This window comes from Caballeronia sp. LZ024 (assembly GCF_031451455.1).
GTDB classification, from domain to species: domain Bacteria; phylum Pseudomonadota; class Gammaproteobacteria; order Burkholderiales; family Burkholderiaceae; genus Caballeronia; species Caballeronia telluris.
Genome location: NZ_JARUXL010000004.1, coordinates 491,448 through 506,230, shown reverse-complemented (window position 1 = coordinate 506,230; position 14,783 = coordinate 491,448). Strand labels below are relative to the sequence as shown.

Annotated in this window: 9 protein-coding genes; 6 read left to right on the top strand and 3 right to left on the bottom strand. The window is 68.7% G+C overall.

Annotated features, from left to right (window positions below):
- Positions 1 to 144: 144 nt before the first annotated feature.
- The 3 genes from QCE48_RS24455 to QCE48_RS24445 form a co-directional block, all read right to left on the bottom strand.
- The gene (locus tag QCE48_RS24455) at positions 145 to 960 is read right to left on the bottom strand and encodes a PhnD/SsuA/transferrin family substrate-binding protein (protein WP_309782833.1); all 816 of its coding nucleotides are present in this window, start codon (positions 958 to 960) and stop codon (positions 145 to 147) included.
- A gap of 103 nt (positions 961 to 1,063) precedes the next feature.
- Positions 1,064 to 1,909 carry a DUF3667 domain-containing protein gene (locus tag QCE48_RS24450; protein WP_309782831.1) on the bottom strand — a complete coding sequence of 282 codons (846 nt, stop codon included), beginning with the start codon at positions 1,907 to 1,909 and terminating at the stop codon, positions 1,064 to 1,066.
- Positions 1,807 to 2,943, bottom strand: a complete 1,137-nt coding sequence (locus QCE48_RS24445) for a fatty acid desaturase (protein ID WP_309782830.1) — start codon at positions 2,941 to 2,943, stop codon at positions 1,807 to 1,809. The genes QCE48_RS24450 and QCE48_RS24445 overlap by 103 nt, the downstream gene beginning before the upstream one ends.
- A gap of 406 nt (positions 2,944 to 3,349) precedes the next feature.
- Between QCE48_RS24445 and QCE48_RS24440 the strand changes: the two genes are divergently transcribed.
- The 6 genes from QCE48_RS24440 to pelF are packed head-to-tail and all read left to right on the top strand — an operon-like array spanning position 3,350 to position 14,782.
- Entirely contained in the window at positions 3,350 to 6,265 is a 2,916-nt protein-coding gene (locus QCE48_RS24440; protein ID WP_309782829.1) for a bifunctional glycoside hydrolase 114/ polysaccharide deacetylase family protein, read from the top strand.
- Positions 6,246 to 10,079: a tetratricopeptide repeat protein gene (locus QCE48_RS24435; RefSeq protein WP_309782827.1), complete on the top strand. Its 3,834-nt coding sequence runs from the start codon at positions 6,246 to 6,248 to the stop codon at positions 10,077 to 10,079. The genes QCE48_RS24440 and QCE48_RS24435 overlap by 20 nt, the downstream gene beginning before the upstream one ends.
- Before the next feature lie 28 nt (positions 10,080 to 10,107).
- A complete protein-coding gene (locus QCE48_RS24430; protein WP_309782824.1) occupies positions 10,108 to 10,659 on the top strand; it encodes a penicillin-binding protein activator LpoB in 552 nt (183 codons plus the stop codon).
- Between the two features lie 31 nt (positions 10,660 to 10,690).
- Positions 10,691 to 12,172 (top strand): PelD GGDEF domain-containing protein, encoded by a 1,482-nt coding sequence (locus QCE48_RS24425; RefSeq protein WP_309782822.1) that lies wholly within the window; start codon positions 10,691 to 10,693, stop codon positions 12,170 to 12,172.
- A complete protein-coding gene (locus QCE48_RS24420; protein ID WP_309782820.1) occupies positions 12,159 to 13,229 on the top strand; it encodes a hypothetical protein in 1,071 nt (356 codons plus the stop codon). Before QCE48_RS24425 ends, QCE48_RS24420 begins: the two co-directional genes overlap by 14 nt.
- Positions 13,226 to 14,782 (top strand): GT4 family glycosyltransferase PelF, encoded by a 1,557-nt coding sequence (pelF, locus tag QCE48_RS24415; protein WP_309782818.1) that lies wholly within the window; start codon positions 13,226 to 13,228, stop codon positions 14,780 to 14,782. The genes QCE48_RS24420 and pelF overlap by 4 nt, the downstream gene beginning before the upstream one ends.
- Position 14,783 lies beyond the last annotated feature (1 nt).

The window sequence follows — 14,783 nt, the reverse complement described above, 5'->3', positions numbered from 1 at the left end:
GGGGCGAATTGCATGGGCGTGTGCAGATTGCGAGGCGCGTCTTGCGACGCCGGATGAAAAGCCGATTGTGCCGAAAGTCGGGAAAACGTGCCCGTTACACCGGGTGTAGGGTTATTCGCGGGACGTTTCCGAAGGCGCTGGCGATCATGCCAGCACCGGATAACCTTGCGCGACGGCGGCGCGCTCGATGTCGAGAATCGAGGCGTAGTCGCTCGCCGGGCGGCGCACGAAGCCCGTGAGTTTCAGCCGGCGCGCGAGCGCGGGATCGGCGCGGACGGCGTCGTCGAGCGCGTCGGCGAGAAGGGCGGCCGCTTCCGCCGGCACTGCCTTCGACGCGATGAACGGCAAGCCCGGCGCGCTTTGCGTCACGCCGATCTCGCGTATTCCATCGGCCAGTTCAGGCAGCCGGTCGCGCGCGAAGGCGAGCGTCACGCAGTCGATGGCGGCGACGTCGGCGCTGCGGTCGATCGCGAGCGCGCGCAGGGATTGCAAATGGCCGCCCGTTCGCAGCACGGCGGAAAAGAACGGCTTGCCGGGTGCGAGCGGCGCGACGGCCGCGCGAAACAGGTTCATGCCGCTGTTGGAGTCGTCGTCGTTGAAGGCGGCGCGCAGGCCTCGGCACTGCGCGAGCGTCGTCGCGTCGACATGCGCGCCTGTCACGAGCACGCTGCGATAGTTGCCGTCTGCGCAGCCGTCGATGCCGAACGCGGGCGTCGCGATCACGCGAACCCGCTCCGACAGCGCGCGAACCAGCGGATAACCGCAGGTCTGTGACAGCAGAAGATCGTCGCGCAGCCAGAAGCGTTCGAGCGGCTCGTCGGGCTCGATGAGCGTGAGCGAATCGCCGCGAGCCGCGAGCCACGGTTCGAGCCGCGCGCCGACGTGCGCGAGCAGCGCGCGCCAGTCCGAGGCGAGATCGGGCGTCACGTTGTACATCGGCAGGGCGGCGATCCAGTTCATGGGCTCTCGGCTTCGTTTCGGGGCGATGGCGCGATGACATGCCGGCGCGTATTCCTCTGCCTCTCCGCGTTGGAGGCGCAGTATAGTCCCGCGCTCGCGCCGGTTACGCGGTGTAAAGCGTGATCAGAAAAATGGCGAACCGGTAGCCGAGCACGATGACGCCCGCGGCGAGCGCCATCGCGACCGCCTTCACGACGCGCCCGATTCCCCGCGACCCGAACACGGGCTCCAGCGCCAGGAATGCATAGCCGCCGCACACGGCGAGATTGACGATCGAGAGAATCTTGTCCACGACGGGCGAGCCGAGACCGGCGCCGCCCAGCCGGACGTCGATGGCTGCGATCGCGAGCGCGAGCGAAAACAGCAGCAACAGGAACGCGTAAAGATGTAGCGAGAAATAAAAGAACGCGACGAACGGCTTGCCCGCGCGCAGCAGGAGCAGCCACGACATCAGCGTGAACGGGACGACCATCAGAATGATCAGCGACTTCGCGTTGAGCACGGCGGCGCGGTCGAAAAGGAGCGTGTACTGCGCCGCGTCCATCCGCCATGTCTCGGCGCGTTCTGCCACCAGCGACTGCGCGAGCGGACTCCAGTCCTGATGATGAAGATGCGAGTCGAGCGTCGAACCGAAGATCTGCGTGTCGGTCAGCGATTGCATCGCGAAGAAAAACGCGTTCGCGACGAGAAACAACTGGAACGGCGGCACGTATGGCATGCGCTGGCCGTTCAGATGCGCGACCGTCAACCGGCCCGGATGACGCAACAGCAGCCAGAGCGTGCGAACCAGCTTGCCGTCGATGCTCGTGGCCGCGTGCAGCAGCTTCGCGCCGATCCCGCGCAGCGTCAGGTCTGGCGGCCGAAGAGGGCTCTCGCCGCATTGTGGGCAGAACGGGCTGGCGACGCGGATGGCGCACGTCGGGCATGTCCAGGGCTCGGTGGCAGACATGGCTTCCTCGGTTGGACCGCGCGCACGATGGCGGCGATGCCTGCGGCCGTCGCGTGCGTGCCGGCGCGCGCCGGGCGAAGCGGGATGCCGGCCGATGTCCGCACCTGCACCGGATGCGCGACGGCGGCGAACGCCACGCGGCGCGCCATCGCCGAGTAACCCTCGTACATGAAGCCGTTACAACGTTTCAGGTACGCCGGGCGCGCCTTCGCGTAGATGCCGGGGAGTGCGAACCACGGGACGTGCGGCAAATCGTGATGGACTAAATGATAGTTGTTGTTCAGGAACAGCAGCCGCCAGAACCCGCCCGCTTCGTTGATGACGGTGCGCGCGGCCGGATCGGCGGCCTCGCGGTGCTCCTGGAACGAGCGGATCGCGCCCAGCGCGAGCGCCGGATAGCCGATGCCGAACAGAAACGCGAACCAGCCGATACCGCAGCGGCTGTCGAGCCAGTCGATCAGCACGGCGAGCAACACGCCGTGCAGCGCCCAACTGCCGGCGGCGCGCCAGTCCCCGCGAGCCATCGACGATACCGCGCCGCGCAGCGTCCCCACGATCGCGAACGCGGGCCCGATCAGCATGCGGCCGGGCAGTGTGTTGCGGATGGCGAAAAGCGCGCGCAGGCAGGTTCCGGCGCGCGCCCAGCGCTCGGCCGACACGAAAAAGCTCTCGGGATCGCGGGCGGGATCGGTCAGGTGCGCATCGTCGTGATGACGCAGATGCGACTCGCGATACACCGCATACGGAAACCAGGCCGCGAGCGGCGCGATGCCGAACAGCGCGTTGACGAGGGGAAAGCGCGTCGGATGACCGTGCAGCAGTTCGTGTTGCAGCGACATGTACCAGCACGACAGCAGCGCCAGCGCGCCGAGCGCGAGCGGCATGCCAAGCGTGCGCGCATTGAGCGCGACGGCGAACCACCCGCCGTACACGCAGGCGATCAAGAGCCACGTCGGCCATTGACTGCGCCAGCGCCACGAGGCGCGCAGGCGGTGGATGTCGCGGCGTTGGGCGTCGTCGAGATAGATGGACATCGGCGTTCGGTGACATGGCGAGCCCAAATGGTAGCGACGCCCGCCGCCCGGCCCAACCAAGCATTGCGCCTAACCATGTGCCGCTGACGGGAAAGGTTTGCGCATCGACGCGGCGCGGTACGGCACTTGCTACCGGAGCCTCGTCGCTTCGTGTCTTAAGACGGTTTTGGCACCAGTCTGAGTCAATCCCGGTTCCGAGTACGTGAGCGCCGGGCTTGAAAAACCGAGAACAATAGATGACTTTCAACAAGATCCGTTCGGGAGCGGCTGTCCCGAGCACAGACGCATCGCCGAAGCAGCCGGGCTCGCGCCCGATGCCCGGGGAAGCAGGCGGCGCACAGTGCCGCCCGGTCGACTGATGCGGTCTTCGCGCCGCGCACGCGTGTGCGATAAGCGCTGCCGCCGGATGCAAGCCGTCGCGCTGGCGTGGTTCTCCGCCTTCGCGGCGATGCTCCTGCCGTGGTGCGCGAGCGCTGATCCGTCGGCCCCGCCGTCGATCGCGCTTTTTTACGGGGCGAAGGTGCCGGCCGCGCAATTGTCCGCGTTCGACGCGGTCGTCGTCGAGCCGGACAGCGGCTTCGATCCGCGCGCGCAAGGAGCGCAATCCGCCGATGCGTCCAAATGGTTCGCGTATGTGAGCGTCGGCGAGGTGACGCCGTCGCGTTCGTACTATCGGAAGATCCCGCCATCCTGGCTCGTGGGCGGCAATGCGGCGTGGCAATCGCATGTCGTCGATCAATCGGCGGACGGCTGGCCTCGCTTTTTCGTCGACGAAGTGATCGCGCCGCTGTGGGACAAAGGCTATCGCGGCTTTTTCCTGGATACGCTCGATTCCTACCAGCTCGCCGCGCATTCCGACGACGCCCGCGCGCGGCAGCAAGCCGGCCTCGTCGCGGTGATCCGCGCGATCAAGGCGCGTTATCCCGACGCGCGGCTCATCTTCAACCGCGGTTTCGAACTGATGCCGCAGGTCCACGATCTCGCGTATGCGGTCGCGTTCGAGTCGCTTTATCGCGGCTGGAATCAGGCGCGCAAGCAATACGTCGCGGTGCCGCAGGCGGATCGCGACTGGCTGATGGCGCAGGCGAAGACGCTGCGCGAGCAGTACGGCCTGCCGGTGCTCGCCATCGACTATTGCGCGCCCGCCGACCGGCGCTGCGCGCGCGAAACCGCCGCCAAAATCGGCGCGGACGGCCTGATTCCCTACGTCACCGATGGCGCGTTGAGCACGGTCGGCGTCGGCGCGGCGAGCGCGCCTGGCGACGCGCCGCAGCAGAACGCGCGGACGGGCGCGCTCGCCCGCACGATCCTCGTCGTCCAGAACGCGCCCGCGAGCACCAATCTGAACGTGACGCCCGGCGTGCGCTATGTGTCGATGCCGCTCAATTACCTCGGCTACCGCGTCGAATTCGCGGATGTGTCGAAGCTGCCCGCCGCGCCGCTCGACGCGCGCTATGCGGGCATCGTCGTCTGGCTCGACGGCCCGCCGCCCGACGCCGGCGCATTCCGCGCGTGGCTGCTCGCGCAGACCGGCAGCGGCATGCATGTCGCGATGCTGACGAGCTTCGGCGTGAATCTCGACGATGCGCTCGCCGCCAGGCTCGATCTGGAGCCGGTTCGAGGCCTTGCGGGCAAACGTTTGCGGGTCGAATCGATGGACGGCGCGATGATGGGCTTCGAAATGAAGCCGCGTCCCGATCCGCGCGACATCACCGGCGTGCGCGCGGGACCGCACAGCCGCTCGCTCCTGCGCCTCGTTTCGGCGGACCCCGGCAACGACTACGCCATCGACGCCGCCGCGATCACGCCGTGGGGCGGCTACGCGCTGCGGCCGTTCGCGGTGTTCGACATGCCGATGGCGAATCAGGCGCGCTGGGTCGTGCAGCCGATCCGCTTCTTCAAGGCGGCGCTGCGCCTGCGCGACGACATGCCCGCACCCGACCCGTCGACGGAAAACGGCCGGCGTCTCTTGATGACGCATATCGACGGCGACGGACTCGCGTCGCGCGCCGAGTATCCGGTCGACGGCGGCGCGATGAACCCGAAGGCGCCGCAGTATTCCGGCGACGCGCTCTACGAGGTGATCCGCGAATTCGGCCTGCCGACGACCGTCTCCGTGATCGAGGGCGAAGTCTCCGACGATGGCCCGTATCGCCGCATCGCGCCGCGCCTGCGCGAGATCGCGCGCCGGATGTTTGCGCTGCCGAACGTCGAGATGGCGAGCCACACCTACACGCATCCGCTGCAATGGATGCGCGTGACCGGCCTCGCCGCGCAGAACAGCGAAGACACCACGACCGAAGGCGGCAGCCGCGCGAACTACAACGGCCTGTCGATCGACATTCCCGGCTACCGGTACGACACCGCGCGCGAGATCGGCGGATCGATCGGCTATATCGGCCGTCTCGCGCCGCCGGGCAAGCGCGTGAAGGTACTGCTCTGGAGCGGCGACTGTCAGGTGCCGGCGAGCGTGATCCAGGCCGCCGACGCGGCGGGCGTCTACAACATGAACGGCGGCGACACGCTGATCACGAAGAGCGACCCGACCTGGACCGCGATCGCGCCCCTCGGCGTGAACAAGGACGGCTATTTCCAGGTGTTCGCGCCGAACCAGAACGAAGAAGCGTACACGCAGCTCTGGCAGGGACCGTATTACGGCTACACGCGCGTGCTCGAAACGTTCGAGATGACCGGAACGCCGATCCGCTTCAAGCCCGTCGACGTCTATTACCACATGTTCAGCGGCACCAAGTTCGCGTCGGTCGAGGCGTTGAAGCGGGTCTACGGCAGGCTGCTCGCCGAGCCGCTGATGCCGGTGTACGCATCGGAATATGCGCAGAAGGTGCTCGATTTCGAGCGCATGAGCATCGAGCAAGACGGCGATTTCTGGCGCGTCCACGGCGGCGGCGCGCTGCGCACCGTGCGGCTGCCGCCGGGGCGCGCGCCGGAGCTTGCCAGCGCCGAAGGTGTCGCGGGCTATCTCGCGGGACCGGGCGGCGTCTACGTGCACCTGACGGGCGCCGACGCGCGCTTTCGCACCGTCGATGCCGCGCGGGCGCAAAGCCTCCCGTATCTCGCCGACGCGAACGGCGCGATCTCGCGCTTCACGCGCACCGCGAACGGCCTGTCGTTCGATCTTGCGTCGCATGTCGCGCCGCGCTTTTCGCTCGCGGGGACGCGCGCGTGCCGCGTCCGCGCCGATGGCCGCGCGCTGCCGGCCACGCTTGGCTCCGGCCGGCAGACGCGTGCCGAGTACGCGCCGTCGCGCCGGTCTCTAGCCGACACAAACCCGGTCCACGTCGATGTCGCCTGCGGAACCTGATCGCGAGCGGTTGTTCTCGCCCATCGTCATCGCCGCGTTCGGGCTGCTCGTGATGCTCATGCTGATGCTCGCGTTCCCGCGCGAGCGCTTGCAGGAGCGGCTGCTGCAGGGCCAGAAGACCGACACGCTGACCATCGCGTACCTGGAGGCGTGGCTGCGCATCGCGCCGGACAACGCCGAAGTGCTGACCGAACTCACGCGGCAGTATCTGAAGGCGCAACGCATCGCCGATGCCGAACGGCTGCTCGCGCGGCTCGCCGTGTCGTCCGACGAAGACGCGCAGGCGCGCTCGCTGAAAGTGCGTATCGAACTCGCAGAGACGCAGGCATACGCGTTGAAACCGGACGACCCGGCGCGCGCCGCGCGGCTGCGCGAACTCGACCGGCTGCTGACGGCCGCGGCTGGCAAGCCGTGGCCGCCGGGCGAACTGGAAGCGTTCGCGGCGAAGGCCGCGGCGCTCGGCGATGCCGCGCTGGCGGGCCGCTACTACGCGCGTCTCGCCGACGCCGAGCCCGCGCGCGCGGGCGAATGGCTGGAGGCGAGCGCGAAGCTTGCGCTCGGCGCGCGCGACTATGCCGCGGCGGCCGATGCGTTCTTCGCGGCGCGCGGGAAGGCGCACGGCATCGACGAAGAGCGGCGTCTTTTCCTGAGCGGCGTAGAGGCGTGGCAAGCGGGAAATCGGTTGAACGAAGCGTTGCTCGCCGCCGATCAGCAACTCGGCTCGCTCGCGCGCGACCGCGAGACGTTGCGTTTTCTCACGCGGCTCGCGCTGGCGGCGGGGCGGCCGGATCTCGCGGACCGTTACGCGCGGCGGCTCATCGACATGTCCGCGCGCGGGCGTGCCGAAGGCGAGTCGCGGCGCGAAGCGGTTGCCGATAAGCCGTCTGTCGGCGTGAGGCGCGCCGTCTGGACGCCCGGTCCGCGAGACATGCGCTACGGCCTGCGCCGGATCGCGTCGGATTCGGCCGAGCCGCCATCGCACCGGAGCGCCCCGCGCGCCGCCTTCGACAACGACGACTACGAACTCGCCTTCAAGGTCTTCCTCGCGAACGGCAATGTGGCGAGCGCGCAGCGCGTCGCGCAAAGCGCCGTCGACCACGATCCCGATTCGATCGTCTGGCGCGAACGACTGGCGCAGGTCGCCGAATGGAACCACGCGCCGGACGTCGCGCTCAAGAACTACGCGATCCTCGCCCGCCGACGCAACGACGCCGCCAGCTGGGCGCAGGTCGAGCGCCTCGCCCCGGCGCTCGGCGACGACGCTGCGCTGCTCGAAGCGTCGATCTTCGAAGCCGACCGCGATCCCGCCGACATGAAGCGCGTCGATCACGTCGTGAACGCCTACGAACTGCTCGGCGACCCCGATTCCGCGCTGCGTTTCCTGAAGGCGCGCATCGACCGCCAGCCGCGCGGACCGGTCCGCCGCGCGATGCTCGAACGCTACGCGGCGCTCGCCGGTCGCAAGGGCGACGACGATCTCGCGCTCTCCACCTACACGCGCCTGAACGACGACTACGGTCCCGATCCGAAGTACGCGTTCAGGCTCGGCATCCTGTATTACGTGCGCACGGACTTCGGGCGCTCGCTCGCGGTCCTGAAGAACGCGCGGCGCGCGGCCACGCCCGCCGACGACGACTTCTGGCGTCTCTACACGATGGTGGCGTCCGTGAGTCAGGACGACGCCGCCGCGAAGGAGGGCTATCAGGCGCTCGTGCAGGGCGGGAAGGCGTCGTCCGACGACATGGCGTCGATGGTCGGCCTCTACGACGACACGCCGCTCGAAGCGGGGCGGCTCGCCGAATTCGCCTACCGCTCGACGGGCCGCGAGCGCCTGCTCGAACTCGCCGTCTACGAATACACGCGCGCGCATGCGACGGCGCGCATCGCGTCGCTACTGGCGTCGCTCGATCCGGCGCAGCGGGCCGCCGCTGAACGGCGCCCGGCGTTCCTGCTCGCGCGGGCGCAGTATCTGCGCGACGCGGGCGATCCGGACGGCGCGTTGCGCGACGTGCGCGCGGCGCTCGCGCTCGCGCCCGGCAACGCGGAGGCGCGCACGGCGCTGATGTGGTCGCTCGCGGAGCGCGGCAGCGACGCCGAGCTGCGCACCGCGCTCCGACGCTACGCCCGCGACGCCGAAGGCGACGGTTCGCTGTGGGGACCTTACGCGGCGGCCTATCTGCGGCTCGGCGACGGCCGCGCCGCGCTGCACATGATGCACAAGCAAGCCGCGACGCGCCGCGACGATCCGCTCTGGGCGCTCGGCTACGCGGACGCGCTGGAGCTGAACAGCCGGATCGACGAAGTCTGGCGCGTGCGCAACGCCGTCTGGCGCCGCCAGATGACAGCGCGCGCGAGCGCCAGCCCGAGGCTCGACGATGCGCAGCGCGCCGACCTGCGCGCGCGGATGGTCGGCCTCACGGACCTGTTCCGGGGCGGCGATGCGTCGCGGGCGGTGCTGATCGAATTGCTGCGCGAAGACCGCGACCCGGATACGGCTGCCGCGCCGTCGCCCGCCGATGCCTTGCCCGCGAGCGAGGCGGCGCGCATCGCGGGCAGGCAGCGTCTTTATTCGGCGGTCGCGCGCGAGGCGGCGCTCGGCTGGGCGCAGTCGCACGAAGCCTACGATCTGGAGCGCGTGTGGCTGCTGCGGCAATACATTGACAGCGCGACGCGGCCCGTCTACGCCGAGATGACGATCGCGCTCGCCGAACGCGATACGCCGACGATCGAACGTCTGCTCGACACCGAGCCGGACTGGGTGCCGCGCCAGAACCGTCTGGATGCCGAAGCGGTGATCGGCCGCTTCGGCGCCGTGCAGACTCACGCATACGAACAGCAGTTCGCGCTGCCCGACGACGAGACGGTCAACGCCGTGCTGCGCGAGCAGTTGCTGCGCAACGCGCAGGCGCTCGCGCCGCGCTTCCGGGTGGTCGATCAGGGCGGGCTGCGTTTCACCGAAAGCGGCATCGGCGCGGGCATCCGTCTTTCGCCGACGCAGTCGCTTACGCTCGACTACAGCGAGCGCAACCAGACCGGCAGCGAGTCGCTGCCGGGCGTGCCGCAGCACGATCGCAGGCTCGACCTGACGTTTCGCAACCTCGCCCTCGATCACAGCGAAAAGGCGACGCTCGGCCGCCGCAACGCACTCGACGACTTCACGACGTTCCGCCTCGAAGGCACCTTGCGCGATACGCGCAGCCTGAGCTTCAGCTACGCGCTCGGCGTGCATCAGATGGCGACCGAGACGAGCCAGCTGATCGTCGGCGGGATGAAGAATCTCGCGAGCGTGGGCTTTCTGTATCGGCCTGATCCGCATGTATTCCTGAACGGCCGCTTCGAATACGACCGCTTCTATGGACAGGACGAGTCGTTTCTCGGCACGGGCGCCGTCTACGACCTGAGCGCCGGCTACAAGCTGCGCACGGGCTATCCGGACTACACGGTGCGCGCGGTTTTCACGCACGGGCAATACAGCGCGTCGGGCACGCCGGGCGGCCAGCTTCTCAGGCTTCTGCCGGCGGGCGTGCCGCTCACCGCGTCGCAGTTCATGCCGCAGACCTTCACGCAGGCGGGCGTGCTGTTCTCGGTCGGCGACGATCTCGACGGCGGCTATACGCGCCGCTGGCGGCCTTTCTTCGCCGCCGGCCCGGTGCACGACTCGAACCAGGGCTGGGTCGCGCAAGTGCGCGCCGGGCTCGCGGGCAGCGTCTTCGGCAACGATCAGGCGGTCGTCTACTACGAACATGCGGGCGCGAGTTCGGGCCGCTCGCAGCCTTTCACGGAATACGGCGTGCGATATCGCTGGCTGTACTGAACCGGTTTGCAGCAAACGGAGAATCGACATGAAGAACAGGATTGCCAGTGTCAACGGCGGCGCGGTCCGCGTGAGCATCGCGCTTGCGGCGGCGCTCGCGCTCAACGCGTGCGCGGTCGTCGATCGCAGCGACGCAGTGACGGGCGTTTCAAAGGACGACAGCTTCACCGTCCTGCCGATCGTCAACCAGACGGAGACGCCGCAGGCGGGTCAGCGGGCCGCGTCGATTGCGCAGAGCCTGCTTGCATCAGGCGGCTTCCGGCAGTTGACGCGCTATCCGGCGAGCAGCGACGACGAAAATCTCTTCGATCCCGCCCGGCCCGACGCCGCCGCGAAAGCGCTCGACTGGGCGCGCTCGCAGAAGATCCGCTATGCGCTCACGGGCACCGTGACGGAGTGGCGCTATAAAGTGGGCGTCGACGGGGAGCCCGCCGTCGGCCTGACCTTCGACGTGATCGACGTCGAGAGCGGCAAGGTGCTCTGGAGCGCGGCGGGCAGCCGCACTGGCTGGAGCCGCGACGCGCTCTCGGGCGTCGCGCAGAAGCTCGAGAAGCAACTGCTCGCGCCGCTCACGCGCTAGGCCGCAGAGCCGGGCAAGGAGGAGAGACGACGTGGCGAACCAGACAGGGCGTGCGGCAGGCGGAAAGCGCGGCGACTCGCGCGTGCGCCGCACCAGCTCGCAGGGCGGGCAGAGCATCGCGCAGGACATGCTGTGGGCGCGGGTGATCGCGCCGTCGCGCATTTCGCGAAAGCGCGCCGCGTATGTCGCGGCGGAAGTCGTCGTGGCGACGCTCGTCTTGCTCGCGATCTGCCGGCTCGTCGATCCCGCCGATCCGCTCCTCGTGCGCACGGGCTTCGGCTGGGTCTGGCTCGTGCCGATCGTGCTCGCGCTGCGTTACGGGACGATCGCCGGCACCGCGAGCGGGCTGCTGCTGCTCGCCGGCTGGTATGTGCAGGCGCCCGGGCCGCTCATGCCGCTCGTGGCCGGCGTGCACGCGGGCGCGCCTGTCGGAGCGGCGTTTCCGGGCGCGTTCTTCTTCGGCGGCTTCATCGCGACGCTGCTCTGCGGGCAGTTCGGCGATATCTGGATCGGGCGGCAGCGGCAGGCGCGCGTCGCGAACGACTATCTCGCCGAGCGCCTGTCGATCCTCACGAAGAACCAGTTCCTGCTGCGGCTTTCGCACGAGCGGCTCGAACAGGACCTGCTCGCGCGGCCCGCGACCTTGCGCGATTCGCTCGGGCGCCTGCGCGCGCTCGCGTTGCGCGACGACGACCCGGGCGCGCTCAAGGGCGCCGCGCGCTTTCTGGAGGCGGCCGCGCAGGCCTGTCAGATCGAGACGGCGGCGCTCTACGAATGGCGCGACGGCGGCGTCGTGTCGACGCCCGCCGCGACGGTCGGCGCGCCGTTCGAGCTGGATCTTGCCGATCCGCTCGTCGTGGAGGCGCTCGACAAGCACGCGCTCGCCCATCCGCGCTCGGCCGAAGGCGACGCAAGCAGCGCCGATCCGCGATTGCACACGCGCTATCAGGCGGTCGCGCCGCTGCTGGATGCGGGCGGGCGCCGGGTGGCGCTGCTGGTGGTCGAACGCATGCCGTTTCTGGCGCTCACGCGCGACAACCTCCAGTTCCTGCTGGTGCTGTGCGGCTATTACGCGGACGGCGTGCGTCACGCCGAGATCACGCGCGCGCTCATCGAAGCGTTTCCGGGCGTTCCCTACGACTTCGCCCTCGATTACGCGCGCCTCGAACATCTGCACCGCGATACCGGCATCGAATCGTCGCTCGTCGCGCTGGTGTTCGATGCGAGCGCGCTCTCCGCGTCGCTCTACGAGCACGTGCTGCGCTCGCGCCGCTCGCTCGACGTGCAGTGGCCGATCGCGCAACCGGGCCAGCGCGCCGTGCTCACGCTGATGCCGCTCTCGGGCGAGGGCGCGGTCGACGGCTATCTGCTGCGCATCGAAGAGAACCTGCGCGCGCAGTTCGGCACCGACTTCGAGACGGCGCACGTCGCGACCTATTCGATGCGCGTCGGTCGCGCGGCGCCCGTCGAGGCGCTGCTCGCTTTTCTGAGGCTCTGCCATGTCGATCGGTGATTCGCGCGTCGTCGCCGCGTTCGCGCTCGTCGCGGCCGTCGCCGGGGCGGCGCTGCAAGTCCGCGTCTTCGTGATGGCGGCGGGGGATGGACCGCAAACCGCGTTGCTGCTGCGCTGTCTCGAACTGCAGGCGCTCGCCGCCGTGCTGATCGCGCTTGCGGCTTGGCAGGTGCTGCCGCGCCGCTACCGGATTCCGGGCAAGGCGTCGTGGTTCTATCTGTGGCTCTTCAACTTCAGCGTGCCGGTGGGCGGCGTGCTCGCCACCGTCTGCGCAATGACGCTCGCGCTCGCGCTGCCGCGCCGGATCGAGGCGAGCGGCATCGCCTATGTGGAGGAGCCGCAGTTCGCGACGCACCTGATCCCGCATGTGTCGTATGGACGCGGCGCGCGCCTGAAGGCCGAATTGCAGAACGCCGAAGCCGCGACGTCGCTGCGCATGACCGCGCTGCTCGCGATGCAGTCGATGCCCGCGCACACCATCAGTCCGCTGCTGCGCGGCATGCTGGCCGATCCGCTCGACGATATCCGCTTGCTCGCCTACGGCATGCTCGACAGTCAGGAGAAGCTCCTGACGCAGAAGATTCTCGCCGAGCGCCCGAAGCTCGCGCGCGAACTCGCGCCGCGCGAGCGGTATCGCGTGAACAAGACGCTGGCGGCGCTCTATGGCGAGCTGATCTACGGGCATCTCGTGCAGGGCGATGTCTACCGGAACGCCGCCCAGCAGGCCGACGCCTACGCGCAGGCGGCGCTCGCCATCGAGCCGGGCGATGCGTCGTTGTGGCGCATGCGCGGGCGTCTCGCGCTCGACCGGCGCGATCTCGACGACGCCGAAGCGCTGCTCGCGCGCGCGATCGCGTGCGGCTTCGCCCGCGACCGCATGCTGCCTTACCTCGCGGAAGCCGCGTATTTGCGCGGCGATTACGTCCGCGTGGGTTCGCTGCTGGCGCAGATGAATCCGTCGGCGGTGCTGCCCGTGATGAAACCCGTGCTCGACTACTGGCTGCCGGGCGGCGTTTCTGCTTCGTCTTCTGCTTTCACGAAAAAGGCGCTGTCATGAGTACTGTCGAGCACGTTTCGAAGGAAACCGCCAGCGTGGCGCTTCCGAAGGCATCGAAGGCCGATGTCGTCCTGCTGCTGGAAGGCACGTTTCCGTATGTGAGCGGCGGCGTGTCGAGCTGGGTCAACCAGATCATCCGCGCGTTCCCCGAGCACTCGTTCGCGCTGTGCTTTCTCGGCAGCCGGCCGCAGGATTATCCGAAGCTTTCGTATCCGCTGCCGGATAACGTCGTGCATCAGGAAAACCACTTCCTCTACGATTTCGACGCGCCGCCGTCGATCGAAAAGGGCCGCGGCGACCGTGCGGCGTTCGCGCAGTCGGCGCAACTGCACGACGCGATGCGCAACCCGGCGATGCGCGCGGCAGCCGGCGCGATGCTCAAGGACATGCTCGGCGAACTGGCGCCCGGCGGCAAGCTCTCCGAGCCGGAGTTTCTCTACTCGCGCGAGGCGTGGAAGTTCATCACCGAGCAGTATCGCGAGCGCTGCACGGACCCGTCCTTCGTCGATTACTTCTGGACCGTGCGGATCATGCACAAGCCGCTCTGGCAACTCGCGCGCATCGCGGAAGCCTTGCCGCTGGCGGGCGTCTACCACACGGTATCGACGGGCTATGCGGGCTTTCTCGGCGCGCTCGCGCATCATCGGACGGGACGGCCGTTGCTCGTCTCGGAACACGGCATCTACACGAAGGAACGCAAGATCGACCTGTTCCAGAGCCAGTGGATTCGCGACAACCGCAGCATCTTCGAGCGCGACGTCTCGCAGGTCGGCTATTTCCGCGATCTGTGGGTGCGCTTCTTCGAAACGCTCGGACGCGTGTGCTACGACGCCGCCGACGACATCATCGCGCTGTACGAGGGCAACCGGCAGCGTCAGGTCACGGACGGCGCGCCCGCGCACAAGACCGCGAGCATTCCGAACGGCGTGAATCTCGCGCGGCTCGCGGCGCTGCGCGCCAAGCGCGCGCCGCAGGTGCCGAAGACGCTCTGCCTGATTGGCCGCGTGGTGCCGATCAAGGACATCAAGACCTTCATCCGCGCGATGCTGACGGTGGTGCGCGAGGAGCCGGAAGCCGAGGCGTGGATCGCCGGTCCCGAGGACGAAGACGAGGAATACGCGAAGGAATGCCGCAGTCTCGTCGAGAGCCTGGGACTCGAAGAGAAGGTCAAGTTTCTCGGCTTCCAGAAGATCGACGAACTGTTGCCGCGCTGTGGCGTGCTGATCCTGAGTTCGATCTCGGAGGCGCTGCCGCTCGTCGTGCTCGAAGGCTTCGCGGCGGGCGTGCCGTCCGTCACGACGGATGTCGGCTCGTGCCGGCAACTCATCTACGGGCTGCCGGGCGAGGACGCGGCGCTGGGCGCGGCGGGACGCGTCGTGCAGATCGCCGATCCGCGCGCGCTCGCGCAGGCCGCGCTCGACCTGCTCGACGAAAAAAACTGGCACGCGGCGCAGGCGGCCGGTATCGCGCGAGTCGAGCGGTTCTATACGCAGGACATGATGGTCGGCGCTTATCGGTCGCTGTATGCGCGCCTGATCGCGACGCCGGACTGAG

What these genes read in the sequence shown, in the direction of transcription:
- QCE48_RS24455 (WP_309782833.1), bottom strand. Translation starts at nt 960, where the DNA reads ATGAACTGGATCGCCGCCCTGCCGATGTACAACGTGACGCCCGATCTC.
- QCE48_RS24450 (WP_309782831.1), bottom strand. Translation starts at nt 1,909, where the DNA reads ATGTCTGCCACCGAGCCCTGGACATGCCCGACGTGCGCCATCCGCGTC.
- QCE48_RS24445 (WP_309782830.1), bottom strand. Translation starts at nt 2,943, where the DNA reads ATGTCCATCTATCTCGACGACGCCCAACGCCGCGACATCCACCGCCTG.
- QCE48_RS24440 (WP_309782829.1), top strand. Translation starts at nt 3,350, where the DNA reads ATGCAAGCCGTCGCGCTGGCGTGGTTCTCCGCCTTCGCGGCGATGCTC.
- QCE48_RS24435 (WP_309782827.1), top strand. Translation starts at nt 6,246, where the DNA reads ATGTCGCCTGCGGAACCTGATCGCGAGCGGTTGTTCTCGCCCATCGTC.
- QCE48_RS24430 (WP_309782824.1), top strand. Translation starts at nt 10,108, where the DNA reads ATGAAGAACAGGATTGCCAGTGTCAACGGCGGCGCGGTCCGCGTGAGC.
- QCE48_RS24420 (WP_309782820.1), top strand. Translation starts at nt 12,159, where the DNA reads ATGTCGATCGGTGATTCGCGCGTCGTCGCCGCGTTCGCGCTCGTCGCG.
- pelF (WP_309782818.1), top strand. Translation starts at nt 13,226, where the DNA reads ATGAGTACTGTCGAGCACGTTTCGAAGGAAACCGCCAGCGTGGCGCTT.